At 69.7% G+C, this 18,972-nt stretch carries 21 protein-coding genes and 1 pseudogene; 12 read left to right on the top strand and 10 right to left on the bottom strand.

The genetic code is table 11. From position 1 onward, the window contains the following. Positions 1-9: 9 nt before the first annotated feature. The 5 genes from ABH937_RS34105 to ABH937_RS34085 all read left to right on the top strand — a co-directional run bounded on the left by ABH937_RS34105 (position 10) and on the right by ABH937_RS34085 (position 3,442). The gene (locus ABH937_RS34105; protein WP_370220483.1) at positions 10-1,269 is read left to right on the top strand and encodes a cytochrome P450; all 1,260 of its coding nucleotides are present in this window, start codon (positions 10-12) and stop codon (positions 1,267-1,269) included. A 30-nt stretch (positions 1,270-1,299) separates the two neighbouring features. Further along, entirely contained in the window at positions 1,300-2,043 is a 744-nt protein-coding gene (locus tag ABH937_RS34100) for an SRPBCC domain-containing protein (protein ID WP_370220482.1), read from the top strand. Positions 2,044-2,055: 12 nt separating this feature from the next. After that, positions 2,056-2,256 (top strand): hypothetical protein, encoded by a 201-nt coding sequence (locus ABH937_RS34095; RefSeq protein WP_280691827.1) that lies wholly within the window; start codon positions 2,056-2,058, stop codon positions 2,254-2,256. After that, positions 2,250-3,029: a thioesterase II family protein gene (locus ABH937_RS34090; protein WP_370220481.1), complete on the top strand. Its 780-nt coding sequence runs from the start codon at positions 2,250-2,252 to the stop codon at positions 3,027-3,029. Before ABH937_RS34095 ends, ABH937_RS34090 begins: the two co-directional genes overlap by 7 nt. Positions 3,030-3,307: 278 nt before the next feature. After that, the gene (locus ABH937_RS34085) at positions 3,308-3,442 is read left to right on the top strand and encodes a hypothetical protein (RefSeq protein ID WP_370220480.1); all 135 of its coding nucleotides are present in this window, start codon (positions 3,308-3,310) and stop codon (positions 3,440-3,442) included. A 275-nt stretch (positions 3,443-3,717) separates the two neighbouring features. Here ABH937_RS34085 and ABH937_RS34080 read toward each other — a convergent pair whose 3' ends face one another. The 3 genes from ABH937_RS34080 to ABH937_RS34070 form a co-directional block, all read right to left on the bottom strand. Further along, on the bottom strand, positions 3,718-4,605 hold the full coding sequence (locus tag ABH937_RS34080; RefSeq protein WP_370220479.1) for a DUF1963 domain-containing protein: 888 nt from the start codon (positions 4,603-4,605) through the stop codon (positions 3,718-3,720). Between the two features lie 41 nt (positions 4,606-4,646). Then, entirely contained in the window at positions 4,647-5,450 is an 804-nt protein-coding gene (locus ABH937_RS34075; protein WP_370220478.1) for a hypothetical protein, read from the bottom strand. 71 nt (positions 5,451-5,521) lie between these two features. Beyond that, the gene (locus ABH937_RS34070) at positions 5,522-6,061 is read right to left on the bottom strand and encodes a DUF6368 family protein (RefSeq protein WP_280691832.1); all 540 of its coding nucleotides are present in this window, start codon (positions 6,059-6,061) and stop codon (positions 5,522-5,524) included. Between the two features lie 53 nt (positions 6,062-6,114). On the opposite strand from ABH937_RS34070, the gene ABH937_RS34065 reads away from it, so the two are divergent. Together ABH937_RS34065 and ABH937_RS34060 are read left to right on the top strand one after the other, a co-directional pair. Then, entirely contained in the window at positions 6,115-6,720 is a 606-nt protein-coding gene (locus ABH937_RS34065; protein ID WP_370220477.1) for a DUF2199 domain-containing protein, read from the top strand. Beyond that, the gene (locus ABH937_RS34060) at positions 6,717-7,250 is read left to right on the top strand and encodes a CbrC family protein (protein WP_370220476.1); all 534 of its coding nucleotides are present in this window, start codon (positions 6,717-6,719) and stop codon (positions 7,248-7,250) included. Before ABH937_RS34065 ends, ABH937_RS34060 begins: the two co-directional genes overlap by 4 nt. A gap of 369 nt (positions 7,251-7,619) precedes the next feature. Here ABH937_RS34060 and ABH937_RS34055 read toward each other — a convergent pair whose 3' ends face one another. Further along, positions 7,620-8,159, bottom strand: coding sequence for a GNAT family N-acetyltransferase (locus ABH937_RS34055; protein WP_370220475.1), 540 nt, complete (start codon positions 8,157-8,159; stop codon positions 7,620-7,622). A 4-nt stretch (positions 8,160-8,163) separates the two neighbouring features. Between ABH937_RS34055 and ABH937_RS34050 the strand changes: the two are divergent. Beyond that, positions 8,164-8,739, top strand: a pseudogene (locus ABH937_RS34050) (SMI1/KNR4 family protein); the annotation flags it as partial. A 13-nt stretch (positions 8,740-8,752) separates the two neighbouring features. Here ABH937_RS34050 and ABH937_RS34045 read toward each other — a convergent pair. From ABH937_RS34045 to ABH937_RS34035, 3 genes are all read right to left on the bottom strand, one after another. After that, entirely contained in the window at positions 8,753-9,220 is a 468-nt protein-coding gene (locus ABH937_RS34045) for a hypothetical protein (RefSeq protein WP_370220495.1), read from the bottom strand. A 134-nt stretch (positions 9,221-9,354) separates the two neighbouring features. Continuing rightward, on the bottom strand, positions 9,355-9,510 hold the full coding sequence (locus tag ABH937_RS34040; RefSeq protein ID WP_370220474.1) for a hypothetical protein: 156 nt from the start codon (positions 9,508-9,510) through the stop codon (positions 9,355-9,357). A gap of 923 nt (positions 9,511-10,433) precedes the next feature. After that, a complete protein-coding gene (locus ABH937_RS34035; RefSeq protein ID WP_370220473.1) occupies positions 10,434-11,270 on the bottom strand; it encodes a hypothetical protein in 837 nt (278 codons plus the stop codon). Positions 11,271-11,397: 127 nt separating this feature from the next. Here ABH937_RS34035 and ABH937_RS34030 point away from each other — a divergent pair, with 127 nt between their 5' ends. Continuing rightward, positions 11,398-11,643 (top strand): hypothetical protein, encoded by a 246-nt coding sequence (locus ABH937_RS34030; RefSeq protein ID WP_370220472.1) that lies wholly within the window; start codon positions 11,398-11,400, stop codon positions 11,641-11,643. 127 nt (positions 11,644-11,770) lie between these two features. On the opposite strand, the gene ABH937_RS34025 is transcribed toward ABH937_RS34030, so the two are convergent. The 3 genes from ABH937_RS34025 to ABH937_RS34015 form a co-directional block, all read right to left on the bottom strand. Next, complete coding sequence (locus ABH937_RS34025) at positions 11,771-12,283, bottom strand: RICIN domain-containing protein (protein WP_370220471.1); 513 nt, start codon at positions 12,281-12,283, stop codon at positions 11,771-11,773. 249 nt (positions 12,284-12,532) lie between these two features. Then, the gene (locus ABH937_RS34020; protein ID WP_370220470.1) at positions 12,533-12,883 is read right to left on the bottom strand and encodes a hypothetical protein; all 351 of its coding nucleotides are present in this window, start codon (positions 12,881-12,883) and stop codon (positions 12,533-12,535) included. Between the two features lie 287 nt (positions 12,884-13,170). Further along, positions 13,171-14,049, bottom strand: coding sequence for a helix-turn-helix transcriptional regulator (locus ABH937_RS34015; protein WP_370220469.1), 879 nt, complete (start codon positions 14,047-14,049; stop codon positions 13,171-13,173). A 105-nt stretch (positions 14,050-14,154) separates the two neighbouring features. Here ABH937_RS34015 and ABH937_RS34010 point away from each other — a divergent pair, with 105 nt between their 5' ends. From ABH937_RS34010 to ABH937_RS34000, 3 genes are all read left to right on the top strand, one after another. Continuing rightward, on the top strand, positions 14,155-14,853 hold the full coding sequence (locus tag ABH937_RS34010) for an SDR family NAD(P)-dependent oxidoreductase (RefSeq protein ID WP_370220468.1): 699 nt from the start codon (positions 14,155-14,157) through the stop codon (positions 14,851-14,853). 222 nt (positions 14,854-15,075) lie between these two features. Further along, positions 15,076-15,513 (top strand): transposase, encoded by a 438-nt coding sequence (locus ABH937_RS34005; protein WP_280691843.1) that lies wholly within the window; start codon positions 15,076-15,078, stop codon positions 15,511-15,513. Between the two features lie 194 nt (positions 15,514-15,707). After that, positions 15,708-18,806: an AAA family ATPase gene (locus ABH937_RS34000; protein WP_370220467.1), complete on the top strand. Its 3,099-nt coding sequence runs from the start codon at positions 15,708-15,710 to the stop codon at positions 18,804-18,806. Positions 18,807-18,972 lie beyond the last annotated feature (166 nt).

The raw sequence follows: 18,972 nt of genomic DNA, 5'->3' as shown, positions 1-18,972 counted from the left end.
GCGGCCGACGTGACCTCCACCGACACCCTGGACGAGGCCCGCGGCAGCGCGGGCCTCGCCCGGCCCGGCGACCTCGCCGCGGCGCTGCGTACGCCCGAGGCCCGCCGGGACCCGTACCCGTTCTACGCCCGCATGCGGCGCGAGAGCCCGGTCCACCGCAGCGCCGAGGGCATCTGGCACCTCACCCGCTACACCGACGTCGAGGCGGCCCTGGGCGACCTGCGGCTGTCCAACGACCGTGACCGGATGACCCGCGCCTACGGCGCGCTCGGCGGTGACCTGAAGGCATTCAGCCGGCTCACCGAACGGCTCGGCCGGGTGATGACCAACACCGACCCGCCGGACCACGCCCGGCTGCGCAAGCTCGCCAACCGCGCGTTCACCGCCCGGCGCGTCGAAGCCCTGCGCGAGGGCATCCAGCGGATCGTCGACCGGCTCGTCGACGAGGCGCTCGCGGCGGGCCCGGCCATGGACCTGATCGAGGCGGTCGCCTCCCCGCTGCCGCTGTCCGTCGTCTGCGAGCTCTTCGGCATCCCGCCCGAGGACCGCCCGCAGGTCAAGACCTGGTTCCGCCGCTTCGGCCGGATGAGCGAGGACATCGACAAGTCCGAGGCGGCGATCGAGCAGTACGAGGAGTACCTCGCCCGACTCGTCAGCCAACGCCGGGCCGACCCGGGCGACGACCTGATCAGCGCCCTGGTCGCGACGCAGGCGCAGGACGACCGGCTCACCGACTCCGAACTGCTGTCCACCTGCTTCGTCCTGATCACCGCGGGCGACGAGACCACCACCCACCTGGTCGGCAACGGCATGCTCGCTCTGCTGCGCCACCCCGACCAGTTGGCCCGGCTCCGCGACGACCCGGCGTTGATCGGTAGCGCCGTGGACGAACTGGCCCGCTACGACACGCCGACCCAGGCGATCGTCCGGGTCGTCGCGGAGGATGTCGAGATCGGCGGGCGGACCCTGCGTGCGGGCGAGCTGGTGTACCTGTTCCTCGCCGCGACCAACCGCGACCCCGAGCGCTTCGAGGACCCCGACCGGCTCGACCTGTCCCGCCCCGGCAACCGGCACCTCAGCTTCGGCAACGGTCCGCACTTCTGCCTCGGCGGCCCACTGGCCAAGCTCCAGGTGGAGGTGGCCGTCAGCACGCTGGTCCGCCGACTGCCGGAGCTGCGGCTGGCCGACGAAGCAGCCGGCGGGGAGGCCCTCGAATGGCGGCCCAACCCGCTGCAACGGCGGCTGACCGCCCTCCCGCTCACCTACTGACACCTGAACGATGACGAAGGAGAACCGACCATGACCAGAGAGTTCGAGGTCCGCAAGGAACAGGACCTGCCCGCGACACCCGAACAGGTATGGGCCGCGGTCGCCACCGGTGCCGGTAACCTCGGCTGGCTGTACCCCATGGAGGTCGAGCCGCGCGTCGGCGGAAAGGCCACCCGGTCCGACAGCACCGTCGTGGTGTGGGAGCCGCCGAGCCACTTCGCCGTCCGGGCGACCCTGGGCGACGAGTTCTCCAACACGCTCAGCTACCGGATCGAGCCGGTGGACAGCGGAACGAGCCACCTGCGGATGGGAATCCACTGGGTGCACGAAGGCGTCTGGGACGAGATCTGGGACACCAAGGCGGACGCGGCCGAGAAGCACGTCCACTTCTACCAGCACGGTCTCGCCGAGTACCTGCGGCACTTCGGCGGCCGCCCCGCCGTCTACGTCAAGGCCCAGCGCCCCGAACCCTCCGCCGACCCGGCCGACTTCGCCGCCCTGCGTCGCCGCCTCGGCCTCGCCGACGACGCGGCCGTCGGCGACCGGCTCACACTCCACGTCCCCGGCCCGGACGGCGGTCCGGAAGAGGTGGTCGTGGACTGGCTCAGCCCCGACTTCGTCGGCCTGCGGGGCCCCGACGCGCTGTACCGCTTCTTCAACGGCAGCACCTGGAACTGGCCGCTCTGGCTGGCCCACCACCTGTTCGCCGAGGACGCCGACGAGCAGCAGGCCACCAAGGCGTGGACCGCCTGGCTCAACGACAACCAAGCCTAGCTAGGACTCCCGATGGAAACCTCGATGGAAACACTGCTCTACGCCGCCGAACTCGTCGAGGAGAACGGCACCTACAAGCTCGTCTTCCAGGACGTGGTGCGGGACACCGTCCAGACCACCCCGGTCCCCAAGTCCATGGTGGACAAGCTCCCGACCTTCCTCGCGGCGCTCAGCGCCAAGCTCAACTCCGCACCGTCACGCGGCCGGTGGTAGCCGTGGGCCACCCGGCCACCCGGCCGTCAGCAGCCCGGAGCGAGGCCGCCGCCTGGTTCCGGGTGCACCGGCGCGCACAGCAGCCGAGGCTCCGACTGGTCTGCTTCCCGCACGCCGGCGGCGCCGCCAACTCCTTCGACAGCTGGCCCGCACTGCTGCCCGCCGACGTCGAGCTCCTGGCAGTCCGCTACCCGGGACGGCAGAACCGGCTCCTGGAGCCCTTCGCACCCGACCTGCCGACCCTCGCGGACGAGATCCACGCCGCCCTGGAACCGTACCTCGACCGGCCGGTGGCGCTGTTCGGCCACAGCATGGGCTCGGCGGTGGCCTACGAGGTCGCCCTGCGGCTCGACGGCCGCGGCCGCACGCCCACCCGCCTGCTGGTCTCCGGCCGCGTCGCCCCGCACCGCGCCGCGCCCACCGACCTGCATACCCGTGACGACGAGTCACTGATCGCGGACGTCCGGCAGCTGGGCGGGCCCGGGGCGGAGGCCTACGACGACCCGGAGCTGCGTGAGCTGACCCTCCCGGCGCTGCGCGCCGACTACCGGCTCATCGAGACGTACCGCCCACGGCAGCCGAAACCCCTGTGCGCGCCCATCACCGCGTACGCGGGGGAGAGCGACCCCGACTGCTCGCCGGACGGTGTCCGCGCCTGGTCCGAACTGACCGTCCCCGGCGGCTTCGAGCACCGCTGGTTCCCGGGCGGACACTTCTACCTGACCCTGTCCGAGACCGAGCTGCTCGCCGACCTCACCACCCGGCTCGCCTGACGCAGGCGCCTCGGCCGGACTGCCGGCACGGCAGCGAACCTCAGCCCGCAGCGCCCGCTGACGGCTTGACACTGACCGGCCGCACTCCGGTGGCCACGCATCCGTCCCTCCACTTCGCTGGATCTTCAAAGACGTGGGGAGAGCGGGGAGCAGTGAGCAAGCGGGCCCCGGTGGCCGGCGTCCGGCACGGCGGGTCCAGTGGGTGCTGGCGGGCGGTCTTCAACGAGTACCGATACGCAGCTTGAGCAGCGGCGATCACTTTCCGAGCCTCACAGGCATTGACCGAACAACAGATCGCCGACCTCGTGCACCAGGCCGGCAGCATGGTCGACGTCCTGCGCGACGCCAACCCCGAGACCAAGCGGCAGACTTACGCCGCCCTCGGCCTGCGCTGCGACTACAATCACGCATAACGCAAAATGCAGGTCAGGATCGCTCCTGACCTGCATTCCCTGGCCAACCATGTTGGCCAATGGGTCGTGTCCGAGGCCGGACACAGACCGTGAGCCGACGGCGATCCGGGGTGTTGGGGGAGCTGGATCTGGGTGCTCCATGGTGATCGCGGGACTGTCGATCGCGATCGAAGTCCGGGTGACTTCAATGTCAGTGTGTCAGTGCCGTGCCGGTGGTGGTAGGGAGACGACTCCGATTCACTCCTTCGAGCGATGGCACATCGCATGATGGTGAGTCAGGAGCAGTCGAAGCGATGGTCAGTGGGGCGGTCGGGGCAGGTGCGACACTCGAAGATGTAGACCCCGCCGGCGTCGCCGAGCATGAGCCCCGCTGCGTCCAGGGCCGCCTTGCCGGCGTCGCCGCGGGTTTCCTGCCCGTCCACGAGTGTCCGGTCCTCCATGGGGAGCCAGGTTCGCCATGCCTCGCCGGAGTACTCCCAGCTGGCGACGGTGAGCAGGTGTTCCATGGGGTCGTCGCATGTTGGGCAGTCGGGCCAGTCGGGCTCCTGCGTCCAGCAGGGGTAGCCGCCGAGTTTGGTGCCCTCGGCGGTGGAAAGGTCGCCCCAGTAGGTCACGCCGGACTCCGCCTCCAACTGGTCGAAGCGGTCTCGTAGCGCGTGGAGCAGGCCGAGAGGCAGGTCGTTGCGGGGGTACTCCGTGAACGGCTCCGGATGGACCACACACGGCTGGGGGACGTACCGGGGCTCGGCGTCGGTCGGTGCGGGTGGCGGGTCGATGACCGTCTCGACGCTCGCAGCGGCGCGCCAGAAGACCTGCGGCGTGGGTTCGCACTCGTCGTGCTCGAAGGGGCACCACAGCACTTGCAGCAGGTCCGTCCCGTCGGGGAACGAGAGCTTGGGTGCGTCGTGGCGGTAGATCTGGATGACGGGCACCAGCGCACTGCCGCCCGGTGACCTGGGCCCGTTCGCCGGGCCGTAATGACGATCGGTGCAGTGCGGCCATGGTTCGTTGGATGGCCATCGCAGCGGGCCGCCCACCGAACTCTCGTCCACCTCGGGAGCCCCCGGACGCGGATGCAGCCGGGTGGTCGTGCGGCGCAGCGGGACCAACTCGGGGAAGAGCTGCTCGATGTCCACGGGACGTGGCGGGGTGTGGCGGGGCATCAGGGCCCTTCAAGGTGCCGGGAAGATGGCGGGTCAGGGGGTCAGTTCAGGTCGAGGACGGGACGGGCGGAGAAGTCCTCGTACATGGATTCGCCGTCATCGCCGTGCAGGAACTCGGACATAGCCGGGTTGCGGTTTGCTGTGGCCAGGGCCAGCCATGTCACGAGGGTGCCGTAGCCGCCGCATTCTGCCTCCCCACCGTCGCCGCCGTGGACGGCGGATGGGTCGCTGGTCAGCTCCGCCTGGTAGGTGTCGTAGGCGATCCGTAGTCCGAGGACGTTGCGCTGGCGCTGCGGTCCGTCGGGGGCTTCGTAGGGGGAGCGGTCCAGCGGGCACTGGTCGCCCCAGCGGAACAGCGTGCCCGCTCCGGCGGCGCAGGCGTGCTCCCACTCGTCCGGGCTCGACAGTCGCAAGCCCCGCTCGGCGAGTAGCGCCGGCATGTTGGCGAAGGCGGTGGTGAACGCCTCGGGCTCCAACGCCACAAGCACCGTGGGGACGGTGACGGTCCGCAATGGGCTGAGCACCTCGGCCAGGTGGTCGCGCAGGTCCGTTGCGAAGCCGAACCCGCCAGCCAGTGTTTCCGTCTGGTAGCTCTCCAGCTGCTCGGGTGTCGGCTGCCACCGGTCCAGATCGAAGCCCACCGTGACGTCTCCGCCGGGGACGAGCGCGAACTGCCGGCCGCCCTGGTCGATCACCGCGCTGTGGAATGCGGCGCCGAGGTGCGTGACGGTGCGGACCTCGACCACCCGTCCACCCACCTTCCGTGCGGCCTCGTGCGCGTGACGGTTGGCGGCGTGGTGGTCGAGGGCGCGCCAGCGGTGGAAGGTGAGGTCAGCGAGTGGCATGGCCAGCAGTCTGGCATCAGGCACCGACACCCGGGTGCTGCCGGGCGGCCGTCGATCCCTTCTCGTGTGCGTTACTTGACCAGGCGGAAGTCGGGGTGTGCGGCCCAGGTCCGAAGGAGTTGCGCGGTGCCGAACGTAGTGGCGCCGAAGGCCTCGGGGAGGGTGGCAATCAGGCCTGGCAGGGTGGCCATGACCGGCAGGTTGCTCTGGTGGAACTCGACGTGGGCGACACCCCCGACGATATCCATGATCGATGCGGTCAGATGTGCCGTGACGGCATGGTCTACTTCCCGGTTGCACATCGCGATGACGTTGACGCCGTGGGTCGGAGTGAAGCCGATCAGCGGTTCGAGATCGGGGTTGTCCGCGTGCTCGGCTGTGAACGTCTCCTCATCTCCAATACCGGCCAGAGCCACCAGGAACGGCCGGCCTCCTGCCGGTGCGTCACCGTTCGCGATGGCCAACCGATCCGCGAGCACCTGGAGATCAAAATGCCCAGGGCGCTCCTCTTCGACCCGTTCGCAGATCTCGCTCAGTAGCGCACGCAGACGTACGAGGTCCTCGTCTGGGACCGCTCCTGGCAACTCGATTCCCACTACCGGTCCAGCCATGCCGGCGAGTCTACGATCACGGCCTACCCCCGGACACCCGGATTCTCGGCGCCATGTCACCGGAGCTGAGCTGCTGCTACGCCGGGCCTGGGCGAACTCGGGGCTGCCCGTCCGGGGCGCTAGGCTCCCGAACCATGTCCAGCACTGCGCATACCTTCACCTGCTCCTGTTGCCACGGCGAGCATGCTGGGCCAGCACTCTCCCATAGTGCGAAGGCCCCGGATCTGTGGCACCCGCAGTACGCCGAGGACACGGACAGCATGCTCACCGCAGACCTGTGCAGCATCAAGGGGCAGGCGCTCTTCATCCACGGACTGAGCGAGATACCCGTGCGCGACACCGGCGAGATCTTCTCCTGGGGTGTCTGGTCCTCCCTCAGTGCCCCGAACTTCGCCCGCGCCGTCGAGCGCTGGCAGGACGAGGACCGTGACCAGGAGCCGGCGTACTTCGGCTGGCTCTCCACCGAACTGCCCCTCTACGGTGTCTCCACGATGATCCTGAAGACGCAGGTGCACACGCGTCCCCTGGGCAGGCGCCCCTTCATCGAGCTGGAACCCACCGACCACCCGCTGGCTGTCGAACAGCGTGAGGGCATCACCGCAGCCCGCGTCGCCGAGATCGCCGAACTGGTCCTGCGCCAAGGCAGGATCGAGCCGTGACCGCGCTGCCCACCTTCCCCTACCACCCCGATCCGCTCGCCACCGGATCGCTGCGTCCAAGCGCCGAGCCGTGCTGCTGCTGCGGACAACCCCGCGGCCTCCTCTACGTTGGACCGATGTACACCGCGCAGGAGGCGCCGGGGCGGGTCTGCCCGTGGTGCATCGCCGACGGGTCGGCGGCCCGCCGATTCGATGCGGAGTTCACGGATGCCAGCGAACTCACCGGCCTGCCCGACGATGTCGTCGAGGAGGTGTGCAGCCGCACCCCCGCCTTCAGCTCCTGGCAGCAGGGCCGCTGGCTGGCCCACTGCGCGGATGCCGCCGCGTTCCTGGGCCCGGTGGGCATCGAGGAGTTGCGCGCACACCCCGAGGCCCTGGAGATGATCCGCAGTGAATTCGCGGACCCACGCCGGAAGGAGCACTTCCTCCAGTCGTTCCTGGAGGCGCTCCACGCGGACGGCAACCCGACGGCCTACCTGTTCCGTTGCCGCGCCTGCGGCGAGCACCTCGCCTATGCGGACGGCACTTGAACGCGCTTGCCGGGAGCAGACCCGCAGGCACCGTGGTCAGGGGGGAGTCGATGGCGATAGAACTCGGATTCGGGCCGGCTCGGGCAGTTGAGATGATCAGTCCATGGAGCATTGGCGACCGCGCCGGGACGAGTTCCCGCGACCGCCGTATTCAGGGGAGCGTTCGAGACGCACATGACCGTGTGCTGCGACGCCGCCGCGCCCCACAAGCGCCCAGGAACGATCAACGATGGGTGCGGCTCCTCTGGGGGGAAGGTGGAAGCCGGGTGCCTGCCGGTTCGGGTCGCACGGGGCTCTGACATCCGACGGGGCCCGGGCGGTGGCGTTGATCGGTACGCCAGGCTTCCCGTTCGGCCCGTACCTCTGGCGTCAGGAGCGGTAGATGCACTCCGCGATCGTTGAGTGCTTCTTCCAGCCCAGGGTCTCGTACAGCGCGCGTCCGGCGTCCGTCGCGCCGAGAACGCCCGTGTCCGCACCGCGTTCCACAGCCCGGTTGGCGAGAGAGCGCATCACGAAGCCGCCCAGTCCCTTACGGCGATGGCTCTCTGCCGTGATCACCCGGTCCACCACCGCGGTCTCGCCGACTACCGCCATCTGCCCCTGGGCCGCGGGCTCGCCCGCTGCATCCAGTACGCGGACGTACACGACGTCGTCGACAGCCTGAACGGTGGCGGTGTATCCCTCGGGTGTGGCCAGCTTGGTGGCTGTCAGGTCGATGGCCATCAGGTGGCCGGTCTCTTCCCAGGCCACCACCCATCCCGGCGACAGCCAGGGCTCGACGTCCTCGGGCTCCGCGGGCATTTTCAGCCAGGTTCGTGGCGCCGCCACCGAGACGGCCGCACTGCGGACCAACGACTCATCGGTCACGGGCAGGACATGGCGCCCTACTTCGGCGGGGTTGTCGGCCACCTCGATGTATAGCCCCCAGGGTTGCTCGATCGGCGGGGGTGTGCGCCGGGATATCGCCCAGCCCGCCGCCCATGTCCTGACCGTGTCCGCAAGCATCATGTCCTCCCGAACCAGTGGCGCATCAACTGATGGTAATGACCTCAATGCAGTATGGGACCTTACTCCCCATCTCTGCGTAAGTCACGCATCTGACCAGCGGCTCTTACGCCAATGCCCGGTTGGCGCCCACAGGGCAGTGAGCCAGGCCTTCGTGCCCAAGTCGGCAGTCCCCCAACTCCACCCCTCTTCCCTCCAGAGGAGCCACACCCAAATCGAATGTCGGCGACAGGCACTCATGTCCGTGCTCGCCGTCGACAGGAGAGCCGTGAACACGCAGGTGGACTGGTCCGGAGTCCGGGAACGCGTCATCGCGGTGGAGGAAGCCGGACGTCGAGCCCGTGGTCGTGAGCCGTCTCGATGCCCGACATTCGAACCTGTCCTGACACCCGCCGAGATCGCGGAGGTCGAAGCACGGTTCGGCGTCACGCTCCCTGACGAGTACCGCACGTTTCTGGCGGAGGTCGGGGCCGGTGGCCCGGGCCCGGCACTGCACCTCACATCGTTGTGCCGGATCGACGGGACATGGGGATGGCTCTGGGACGGGGGGGTACCACTGGCTGCTGGACCCCAGCGGGCCGTTCGTCGAAACGGAAGGCCGGGCTACTGTCAGCCCATGGAAGCAGGACCATCCCCTTGTTCGCGACCGCACTGAGCACTGCGGACTCCTGGGCGGCCGCGTCCTTCAGGAACCTGCCCTCGTAGAGCGCCTCCAGCAGTGCCGCCACGTCCTCGGCGGGCGCCCGGAGTTGAGGCGCAGCTGCTCGGTCTGCGGACCGGGTCCCGTCGACCAGCCGGATGATCCGCCAGAGCGAACCGTCCGGATCGTCGAACGGCGAGGCGATGCCGTAGATGTCCCCACCGACCTGCACCGACCCGTCCGCCCGCCGCAACGCCTGATGTTCACGCTTGACGCGCGGCAATCGGTAGGGCAGTTGGGGCTGCGGCGCTCCGTCGGCTGACAAGGGGCTCCGTTCGTGCAGCGACTGGAGGGAGCGGTGATGATATGCACGGCCTTCAGTGCACGGTACATAGCAGTCTGTTCGTTCGCCGAAGGGATGTGACTGTGCGTCAATTATCCAGTTGAGATGACGCTAACTCAGTCTTCGGTCGTGGCACGTAGCTTGACGGATTGCGCGGTGATCGCCGTGAAGAAGGCCTGCTCGGTGGTTTCGTCGGAGTTCACGCCGGCCCGTTCCGAATCGACGATCATGACGGTTGAGCTCAGTCGAGTGATCAGGATCTTGCTGTACATCGGGTGGCTCCGGGACGTCTCCGTCGTGGCCGTGAACTCGACCGCCGCGGAACCGCCCCCGGCATCGGAGGGAACGGGCACGGGCGTGAGGTCCCGGACCGTCTCGCCCTCGGCACCGCCAGCCTGGTCCGGAGCGCGGGTGTACGCGCGACAGGCCTGGATGCGAGCCCTGACATCGTCGACCGCGTTCTGCGCGGCGGCCTGATCCTGAAACGAATGGAGGAACAGGAGGACCCCGGAGAACTCGGCGTCATCGGCGAAGGTACGTGTGGCTCCCGAGATCGTCCCGTAACCCAGTTCGGTGGCTCCGATGTAGTCGATCAGTTGCCGAAAGGCCAGGCCGCCAGGGGTGAATGTTCGGGCCGGGTGGGCAGTACGTGGGACTCGGATGTGGTTCCGAGGCCGGTGTATCCGGGCTGTGGGGTTCCAGAACTCGGCTTGCCTATGTGACCGGCGACGATGCGAACCGCGTGGCGATCGGGGCAGGATCGTGTCGCTGCGCCTCGTCTATCTGATCTTCACCCGGCTGCTGAGCTGGTTCATGCTGCTCAGTCGTTCCTCGGCGTCGAAGGACGTCGAGCTGCTCGTTCTACGCCACGAGGTGGCGGTGCTTCGCAGAAGGACTCCGAAGCCGCGCCTGGACTGGGCGGACCGTGCGGTCCTTGCCGCACTGGTCCGACTGCTGCCCACGAATCTGCGTCGACACCGTCTGGTCACTCCCGGAACCATCCTGCGCTGGCATCGTCGGCTGGTCAGGAAGAAGTGGACCTATCCGAGCCGGGCCGGCCGCCCACCGGTCGACGAGACGATCGCCGCGCTCATCGAACGACTGGCCACGGAGAACGCCGCTTGGGGGTACAAGCGCATCCAGGGCGAACTGCTCAAGCTCGGCTACCGCGTCGGAGCGTCCTCCACCAGCACAGCTACAGGCGTGCGGCGAACTTCCCGTCAGGGCGTTTGTGCAGCCAGCCGGGCTCCGCGAGCTTGGTCAACCTTGCGCGCAGCGGCTCCAGTTTCCCGCGCACCTCCACCTCCAGGCCCAGTTCCTCGCCCACCGCCCTCACCTGCACCGCGCCGCCAGCGGCCCGCACGATCGACAAGATCCGCCGGTAATCACTAGGCAGCGCGCTCTCGTCCGGGCACTCGCCGCGGTGCGGAACCAGCAGCGCCGCACGCCCCGCCACCTGAGCCTTCACCGGAGCTTCCGCTACAGCCGCCTCCGCCTCGGCCCGATCCTGCTCGGCCAACCGCCGCAAGACCCGTTCGGCGATCACCAACTCATCGCGCTCCGCCTGGACTTCCCGTAACTGCTTGCCCAACTCCTCGGCGAGGGCGTCCAGCTCGCTCCGGCGAGCCGTGATCCGTTCCAGTTCAGACATCCCGCACCCTCCCCGCCACCCGGCAGCGGTCCGCATGGTGACGGATCGTAGGCGGCCTCCCGCGGCCAGCGCAGCAGAACCCGAGAGCTCCCACGACCGGCCAGTCAGACGATCTTCACCGTGGACACACCGGCCGCTGGCCAGCGTGAGCAGGCCGACATCGACGCACACCAGGCCCCGTGACCTGCAACGTTCACGCTGCACACGGCTCAGTGGACCATCGAGAACCGGCTTCACCTCGTTCGCGATACCACCTTCGGCGAGGACGCCTCGAAGATCCGCACCGGCCACGGCCCCGAGAACATGGCAACCCTGCGCAACCTGGCGATCAACACGCTCCGCCGGCACGGGCACCGCAACATCGCCGCCGGCCTCCGCCATGTCTCCTACGACCCCTTCAGTCAGCAGTCCAGAAGCTGCCTCAGCACGCCGTCCGATTCCCCGTTCAATCAACGGGGCAGCACGCCAAAGCACTCAGCACCCACGCCGTCACACCGAGAACTCACACGTGCCCCGCAAGCACAAGGAACTGCTGGTGCTGGCCGCTGAAACCACGGTGGAGGTCAGCCCGGGGCTGTTCATCGCCAACAGCCGCAGCAGGCGCGCCGACATCCCCACCGAGCGCGCCGCACGGCTCACCGAACTCGGGAGTAGCCGGCACATCCCGCGTCCCGGGGCCGGGCTGCAGCAGCGACCGGCCCCGGGACGCGTACCGTGGGCTCGCCCGCTCAGCGGTGGCCAGTCCTCGGGGTGACGTCAACGAATACCGCCGAACGCCCGAACCAGCGCGCGAGGCGCCCCGGGTCGCTGCCCAGCAGGTGGGCAGCGACCCGGGGCGCTAGATGGGGCGAGCGAGCCGCGTGAGGAGCGTGGGACAGGCGTCAGGCGATCGTGAACAGCTGGTTGACGGCGCCCGTGCAGGTCCACTGGTCGATGCCGGCCCCGTCGTTGACGCCGGCGCCCCAGACGTCCAGGCACTTACCCGCGAAGGTGTGGATCTGGAATTGGCCGTTGCCAACCAGCACCTTCGTGAACTGCTGGTTGGGGGCGCCTGTGCAGGTGTACTGGTCGATGCCGGCCCCGTCGTTGACGCCGGCGCCCCAGACGTCCAGGCACTTGCCCGCGAAGGTGTGGATCTGGACCTGGCCGTTGTTGGCCGGCACGATCGTGAACTGCTGGTTAGGGAAGCCTGTGCAGGTCCACTGATCGATGCCGGCCCCGTCGTTGACGCCCGCGTCCCAGACGTCCAGGCACTTGCCCGCGAAGGTGCGGATCTGGTTGGTTCCGTTGGAGTCCGCGGGCGCTGCCATCGCGGTCGGCGCCACAGCGACGGCCGAGGCTGTGAAGGCCAGGGCGGCCAGGGCGCGAAGCGCGGTCTTGGTGGCAGAGTACATGATCTTCTCCTTAGTTCCTGGGAGCGAATGCGTGCTGACACGGCCCCTGACGGTCCATCAGTGGCCACTCAATAGGCATGGGCATGGAACAGCCCGGCGGGGTTGGGTCCCGGCGGGTGATCCAGGGCGCTTGAGCACGTACAGCAGAACATCGGCCCCGGTATGAGCGCCACGAAGAAGCACACGACGAACTTCCGGAAGTTCGGCCGGAAGAACCGCGCGGTGATGCCGTCCGGCCGGTGGCTTCGTTCACGTGAAGCAGCAGCGATTGGTCAGTGGTTCGGGCGGCAGTTGGCGATCTTGGGTGCTGCGGATGTTCACCAGAAATGACGTCACCCGACGACCCGCAGCTTCGCCGGATTCCTTCGCCAGGACCTCGTGCTCGGGCCGTGCGGGCGGCTCGGGGACCGGAGGCTGCGGGGTGTCCTCGTCGGGTAGGGCGAGGATGGTCTTGCGGGTGATGCGCAGGTGCTCCAGTTCCTGCTCGACCTCGCCCAGCCGGGCGGAGAGCTCGGCGATCTGCTCGCGCAGCCGCTCGGCATCGGCGATGACCTGCTCTTCGTGGGTGGCCAAGCGGGCGAGCAGGGGTTCCAGGTTCACGTGCCCACCACCTGCGGGTCACGCCAGGGCGGCGGAGACTGGCGGCGGGTCAGCCTCCGGGACATCACGTCGATCATCGCCCAGTGCACCCGGCAGACGGAGGAGGAAGGCGACCTGACGAGGTTCAGGCCGTGTTCGACGGGTCCGGCGATCGGCCAAGGGCGTCTCGTCGCGCCGTGCCCCACTGCCGCCCCCCGCCGTGGAGTTGGCCGCTTGAAAGGTTCCCCACGACGCGAAGCGATGGACAGGGGACCGTGAGCCGCCGGTCGGCCGACGCGCGGCGCGGATCAGTTGCGCGTGCCGGCCGGTGGGCCGACGACGGTGGTGAGCTGGAGTTTGGTCTCGTCCTCGCTGCCCGGCGCGGCGGTCATGATGACGATCTTGAGCTCGGTGTCGCCGTCGGTCAGGACATCGCAGTCCACCGTGACCGGGCCCACCGACGGGTGGTCGACCGTCTTGCGGACCTCGCGGTTCGCGGTCACCTCTCCCTTCGCCCACAACTCGGCAAACCTCTCGCTGCCTGCGTTCAGGTCGCGGACCAGCGCGGCCAGGCGACTGTCCCGAGGGAAGCGGCCGGTCGCGCGGCGCAGGTCGGAGACGAGGGCGGCGTCGGTGGTGTCGGGGTCCGTATCGGTGACCGGCCACCGCACGAGGGGGGTGTGATCGGCGCCCACCGGGAACCTGTCGCGGGCGAAGTTGCGGATCCGCGGCGGCGAGGCCAAGGGGTCGCCCAGCAGGGCGGCCCACCCGTGGTTCCACCAGACCAGTTGCCAGTCCGCCGCGAACACGGCAACCGGTACGTCTCCGAGGCGGACGAGCACTCGTTGCATACCGGGCGGGAGATGGTCGCAGATCGTGCCGTCCGTCGGCGGCACGATCTGGGCCAGGCGGTAGAGGTGGTCCCGCTCGGCGGTGGACAGCTGGAGGGCGCGCGCCAGGGACGCCACCACCGACGCCGAGGGTGTCGTGGCCCGCCCCTGCTCCAGACGCACGACGTAGTCGACCGACACTCCGGCCAGGTCGGCCAGTTCCTCGCGCCGCAGCCCGACAGCCCGGCGCTTGCGGACGACCGGCAGCCCGCCGGCCGACGGGGGCAGCCGGTTCCGCCACGTGCGGATCGCCGCGCCCAGTCCGGCCCCAGGGGGTGTCGTCGTCATGCTCTTCATCCTCCTGCATCCCCGATCACATGCGGGGGCGCGAGGGTGGTACTGGTCTTCCCACCGTCGAAGCGTCTCTGGTTCGGCTCCCTCGTCCAGGCAACCATCGAAGGCATGACGATCACTTTCATCACCGGAGCCAACAAGGGCATCGGCCGCGAGACCGCTCGCCGCCTCATCGCGTGCGGTCACACCGTTCTCCTGGGAGCCCGCGACCGTGAGCGGGGTGAGGAGGCCGCCGCCGCGCTGGGCGCACGCTTCGTCCCCATCGACGTGACCGACGACGCGTCCGTGGCCGCCGCCGCCGCGGACGTCGCCGAGCACGAGGGCAGGATCGACGTCCTGATCAACAACGCGGGGGTACAGGGACCCTTCGGTGATCCCGGCGACCTCACCGCCGCCGACGCCCGCGCCGTCCTCGACGTCAACGTCATCGGCGTCGTCCGCACCACCACCGCGTTCCTGCCACTGCTGCGCCGCTCGGACGACCCCGTGATCATCAACGTCAGCAGCGGCATGGGCTCCCTCGCCTTCACCCACGACCCCGGCCGGTCCGAGTCGCACGTCGTCGCGCCGCTGTACGCCTCCTCGAAGGCGGCGCTGACGATGTTGACCACGCAGTACGCCAAGGGGCTCAGGGGCATTCGCGTCAACGCCGCCGACCCCGGCTACACCGCGACCGACATAAACGGTCACAGCGGCTCCCAGACCCTCACCGAGGGCACGGACGCGATCGTCGCCCTCGCCACCGAGGAGCCCGTCGCCGGCACCGGACGCTTCATCGACCGCCATGGCGAGATCGCCTGGTCCTGACACCGGCGGGGCCGGTTCGCGCTGAGCCACAGGTGGGCGGGCATCACCCGGGCGTGGCTGATGGAGTTCGGGTCGCTGACCTGCTCTTCCCGGGTGTCGGGGTGGAGATCGAATCTGACGTCCCGACACGCTCGCCGAACGACCGGCCTCACCGCTCAACTCACCGATATCGCACTGTTCCTAGGAGGACGGGCCGGAGCCTGGCTCTCGGGACGCCTGGCCATGACCACCTGCAGGGACACCCTGGCCCCGCTTCCTCGCTCGACCGTGCGCCGCGTCACGGACTGGATCATGCGCCGACCCGACCGGCTCGGCGACACCGAACGCAAGTGCCTTGAGGAGCTGTGCGAGCGCAGCCCCGCGCTGGCCACGACCACCGAGTACGCCCGGCGCCTGGCCACCATGGTGCGCGAGCGCCGCAGCGAGCATCTGGCCCTCGACGTCTGGCTCGCCGATGTCCGCCTCGACGGACAACAAGAACTCCGCTCGCTGGCTGGCGGGATCCGACGCGACCGCGCAGCCGTCCTCGCCGCCCTGACCACCACCCTCACCTCAGGAGCGGTGGAGGGCAACGTGACCAGGGTCAAGCTGCTGAAGAGACAGACGTACGGCCGGGCCAACTTCGACCTCCTGCGACGCCGCATCCTCCTGTCACCGTGATCAACAAGGAGGCACCCCTCAAACAGCGACAGAGCCCAGGAGTTGAGCCAGAACCACAACTCGTGAAGAGCCAGGCCGGTAAGCTCCCATTCGATTACCGGTGAGTAGGATTCGGTGTGCGGCGCATTGCGGGGGTTCCTGGCGGGGTCCTCCGTCCGGACGCCTTGGAGGCTTGGGAAGTGGGGGGTGGGCGGGTGACGACGTTCGGCGAGATGTTGCTGGAGTTGCGCCGGGTCGCGGGGCTGACGCAGGAGGAGCTCGCCGAGGCCGCCGGGCTGGCCGCCCGGTCGATCCAGGATCTGGAGCGCGGGCGGCGGGAGCGCCCGCAGCACCGCACGGTGCAGCGGCTGGTGTCGGCGCTGGGGCTCACGGACGCCGACGCGGCCGCGCTGCTGGGGGCCGGCCGCTCGGGCAAGCGGGCGGGCCGGAGCACCGATGACATTGCGAGGGGTTCCGGGCTGCTCGATCGCCAGGGCCAGTTGGCGGTGCTGGAGCGTGCGGCCGCTGAGGCCCGGGCGGGCCGGGGCGCCGTGGTACTGGTCCGGGCGGGCGCGGGGATGGGGAAGACCGCGCTGCTGCATGCTTGGGCGGCTGTCCAGCACCCGCGGGAGATGCGGGTGGCGTCCGCGAGCGGGGCGGAACTGGAGCAGGACTTTGCCTTCTCGGTGCTGCGGCAGCTGGTCGAGCCCTTGCTGGCCCGGGCCGGTCATGCCGGGCGGGAGCGGCTGCTGTCGGGGCCGGCGCAGTTGGCGTCGCACGCTCTCGGCGCGCAGGGGGCCGGCGGGGCCGGGGGTTTGTTACCCGAGGCGTCGCTGGGGCTTCTGCACAGTCTGCACTGGCTGATGGTGCATGTCACTGATGACGGGCCGCTCGCCTTGGTGGTCGACGACGCGCACTGGGCGGACCTCCCCTCGCTGCGGTGGCTGGAGTACCTGGCGCGGCGTCTGCACGGTCTGCCGCTGCTGCTGGTGCTGGCGGGCCGGCCCGACTCGGGGCCCCAGGCCGGAGCGCTGCTGGAGCAGATCGCCCGGCAGCCGTACTGCCTGCCGGTCGAGCTGCCGGGACTGGGGGCTGACAGCGTGGCCCATCTGGTGCGGGCGAGCCTGGGGCCCGCCGAACCCGGGTTCACCACTGCCTGTGCGGATGCGGCCCAGGGCAATCCGCTGCTCCTGCGCGAGTTGCTGCGGACCCTGGCGGACAGCGAAGTCAGGCCCTCCGACGATCAGGCACACCTGGTGGAGGAGTTCCGCGGCCGGATCCTGGCCGGCACCGTCGTCCAGCGCCTGACCGGCCAGCCGGAGCCCGTCCTGCGCCTGGTCCGCGCCCTGGCAGTGCTCGGAGACGGGGCCGCCTGGCCCGTCGTGGCCCAGCTGGCGGGACTGGGGGAGGCGCAGGCCCGCCAACTCGGGCGCCGACTGCAGCGCACCGGTGTGCTGGCGCCCGGTCAGGCGGCACGGTTCGACCACCCTCTGGTCCGCGCGGCGGTCGCCGAAGCCGTCCTGGAACCGGCGGAACTGGCCGCAGAACATGCTCGGGCAGCCGAACTGCTCCGGTGCGACGGCGCCGCCGACGATCTGGTGGCAGCCCACCTCCTGCTGACCGAACCGGCCGGTGAAGCCTGGCGCGTGGCCGCCTTGAGGCAGGCAGCGCGGACAACACGCGACCGAGGGGCCCCGGAAACCACCGTGACCTACCTGCGCCGGGCCCTGCGCGAGCCCGTCTGCGCCCAAGAGCGCGGTCCGCTGCTGCTGGAGCTGGGCAAGGACGAGCTGCAAGTCGATGCCGCAGCGGCCAGGCACCACCTGGCCCAGGCCGCGGCCGCGCTGGCCGACCCCTACTCCCGGGCCGAGGCAGCCTACCGGCTCGGTACCTCCCTGTTCCTGGGGCATCAGCACCACAGCGCCGTCGACGTCCTGGCCCGGGCGGTGGAGGACCTGCGGCACACGGACGACGGCACCGGCCTTGCGCGCGAGGTGTCATGGTTCCTGCAGGCGCAGATGGTGCTGATCGGCTACGACCAGCTGTCCACCCTCCCCGCCGCCCGACAGCACGCCCAACGGCTGTGGGAGTACAAGCTGGCCGGCGACACCCCCGGTGAGTGCGCGGTCCTGGCTGCCCTGTCCGCCTCGGCCGTCACCGGGTACGCCAGCGCCCAGGTCACCAACGACCTCTTGGACCGGGCCTTGCGGGGCGGGCTGGCGGGAATCGACGCCTCGCAGATCCTCGTGAGCCTGGCCGGGCTGGCCTTCGTGGCCACCGACCGCCTCGACGACGCGGCCGCGCAATTCGGCCAGATTGCCGACGTGGGCGGTCGGTTCGGCTCCTTCCTGATGGTCTCGGCCGCCATGACCTGGCACCTGCTTGTCCACACCCGCCGAGGTCAACAGCTTCCCCTCACCGCCGATTTCGGGCACCCCGGCACAACGAGCGTAGAGGGCATGGAGTCGGTTCAGCTGGCGATGACTGCCCTACTGGGCGAGTCACTGCTGGAGCGCAGTGACCTGCCCTCGGCGACGGCCGTGCTCGCGCCGGACGCCGGCCACGACAAGGCGGGCTGGGCCTGGCAGGGCCTGGCGCACCTGGCCCGCGCCCGCCTGCACGAGGCGCGCGGCAACCTTGCCGCCGCCCTCGCGGTCCTGCTCGAATACGGCGCGCAGGAGAAGCGCGCACAGGTGGCGAACCTGGCCATGACGCCCTGGCGGTCCCGGGCAGCAGCGCTGCATCTGGCCCTCGGACAGCGCACCGACGCACTCCAACTGGCCACCGAAGAGCTGGAACTGGCACACCGGTGGGGCACCGAACGAGCGATCGGCGTGGCCTCACGAAGCCTCGGCGCCGTCCAGGGCGGCCGGGAAGGACAGGCGCTCCTGCGCGACGCCGTGGACCTGCTCAAGCGCTCCCCCGCACGCCTCGAACTCGCCCGCGCCCAGTACGACCTGGCGACCGCCCTGACCCACACCGGTGAAACCGACCAGGCCCGCCAGATCCTCAGCCAGGCACTCGACCTCGCGGACACCTGCGGCAGCACCCTGCTGGCCGGACAGGCACGCAGCGCACTGACCGCACTCGGCGAACACCCGAAACCGGCACCGGCCCCAATTCCGAGACTCTCCCTGACCGAGCACCGGCTGCTGGAGCTCATCCACGCCGGCCACACCGACCGCCAGGTCGCCCAAGCCCTGCTCCTGACCCCCCAGGAGGCAACCAGCATGGCCAAGCAAATCAGCCGCAAACTGGGGATGACCAGCAGAGCGGAGCTGACACACCCCGCACGGACCGACCACCCTTGTTGAGTACCACTCAAGAGAGGCCGTCAAAGAACAACACGGTGGTCTGGGGGGTCCGGTGCGTGTGTCGCGGCCAGGGCGCGTCTTCAAAGTCCCGCCGGGTCCGCGACGCCGGGCATCCCGCCTGGACGCACGCCCGGATCGCCCAAGTACGACCCAGTACGAGGACGAC

The organism is Kitasatospora sp. GAS1066B (assembly GCF_041262605.1).
Taxonomy (GTDB): domain Bacteria; phylum Actinomycetota; class Actinomycetes; order Streptomycetales; family Streptomycetaceae; genus Kitasatospora.
Note: the sequence above shows the minus strand (reverse complement) of the source record. Positions and strands in the feature narration are given on the sequence as shown.

Bases quoted from the DNA above. Each gene is read 5' to 3' on its own strand.
- ABH937_RS34100 (WP_370220482.1), top strand. From the start codon at position 1,300: ATGACCAGAGAGTTCGAGGTCCGCAAGGAACAGGACCTGCCCGCGACA.
- ABH937_RS34095 (WP_280691827.1), top strand. From the start codon at position 2,056: ATGGAAACCTCGATGGAAACACTGCTCTACGCCGCCGAACTCGTCGAG.
- ABH937_RS34080 (WP_370220479.1), bottom strand. From the start codon at position 4,605: ATGCCCCGCCACACCCCGCCACGTCCCGTGGACATCGAGCAGCTCTTC.
- ABH937_RS34075 (WP_370220478.1), bottom strand. From the start codon at position 5,450: ATGCCACTCGCTGACCTCACCTTCCACCGCTGGCGCGCCCTCGACCAC.
- ABH937_RS34070 (WP_280691832.1), bottom strand. From the start codon at position 6,061: ATGGCTGGACCGGTAGTGGGAATCGAGTTGCCAGGAGCGGTCCCAGAC.
- ABH937_RS34065 (WP_370220477.1), top strand. From the start codon at position 6,115: ATGTCACCGGAGCTGAGCTGCTGCTACGCCGGGCCTGGGCGAACTCGG.
- ABH937_RS34040 (WP_370220474.1), bottom strand. From the start codon at position 9,510: ATGTACAGCAAGATCCTGATCACTCGACTGAGCTCAACCGTCATGATC.
- ABH937_RS34035 (WP_370220473.1), bottom strand. From the start codon at position 11,270: ATGGCGGAGGCCGGCGGCGATGTTGCGGTGCCCGTGCCGGCGGAGCGT.
- ABH937_RS34025 (WP_370220471.1), bottom strand. From the start codon at position 12,283: ATGTACTCTGCCACCAAGACCGCGCTTCGCGCCCTGGCCGCCCTGGCC.
- ABH937_RS34015 (WP_370220469.1), bottom strand. From the start codon at position 14,049: ATGAAGAGCATGACGACGACACCCCCTGGGGCCGGACTGGGCGCGGCG.
- ABH937_RS34010 (WP_370220468.1), top strand. From the start codon at position 14,155: ATGACGATCACTTTCATCACCGGAGCCAACAAGGGCATCGGCCGCGAG.
- ABH937_RS34005 (WP_280691843.1), top strand. From the start codon at position 15,076: ATGACCACCTGCAGGGACACCCTGGCCCCGCTTCCTCGCTCGACCGTG.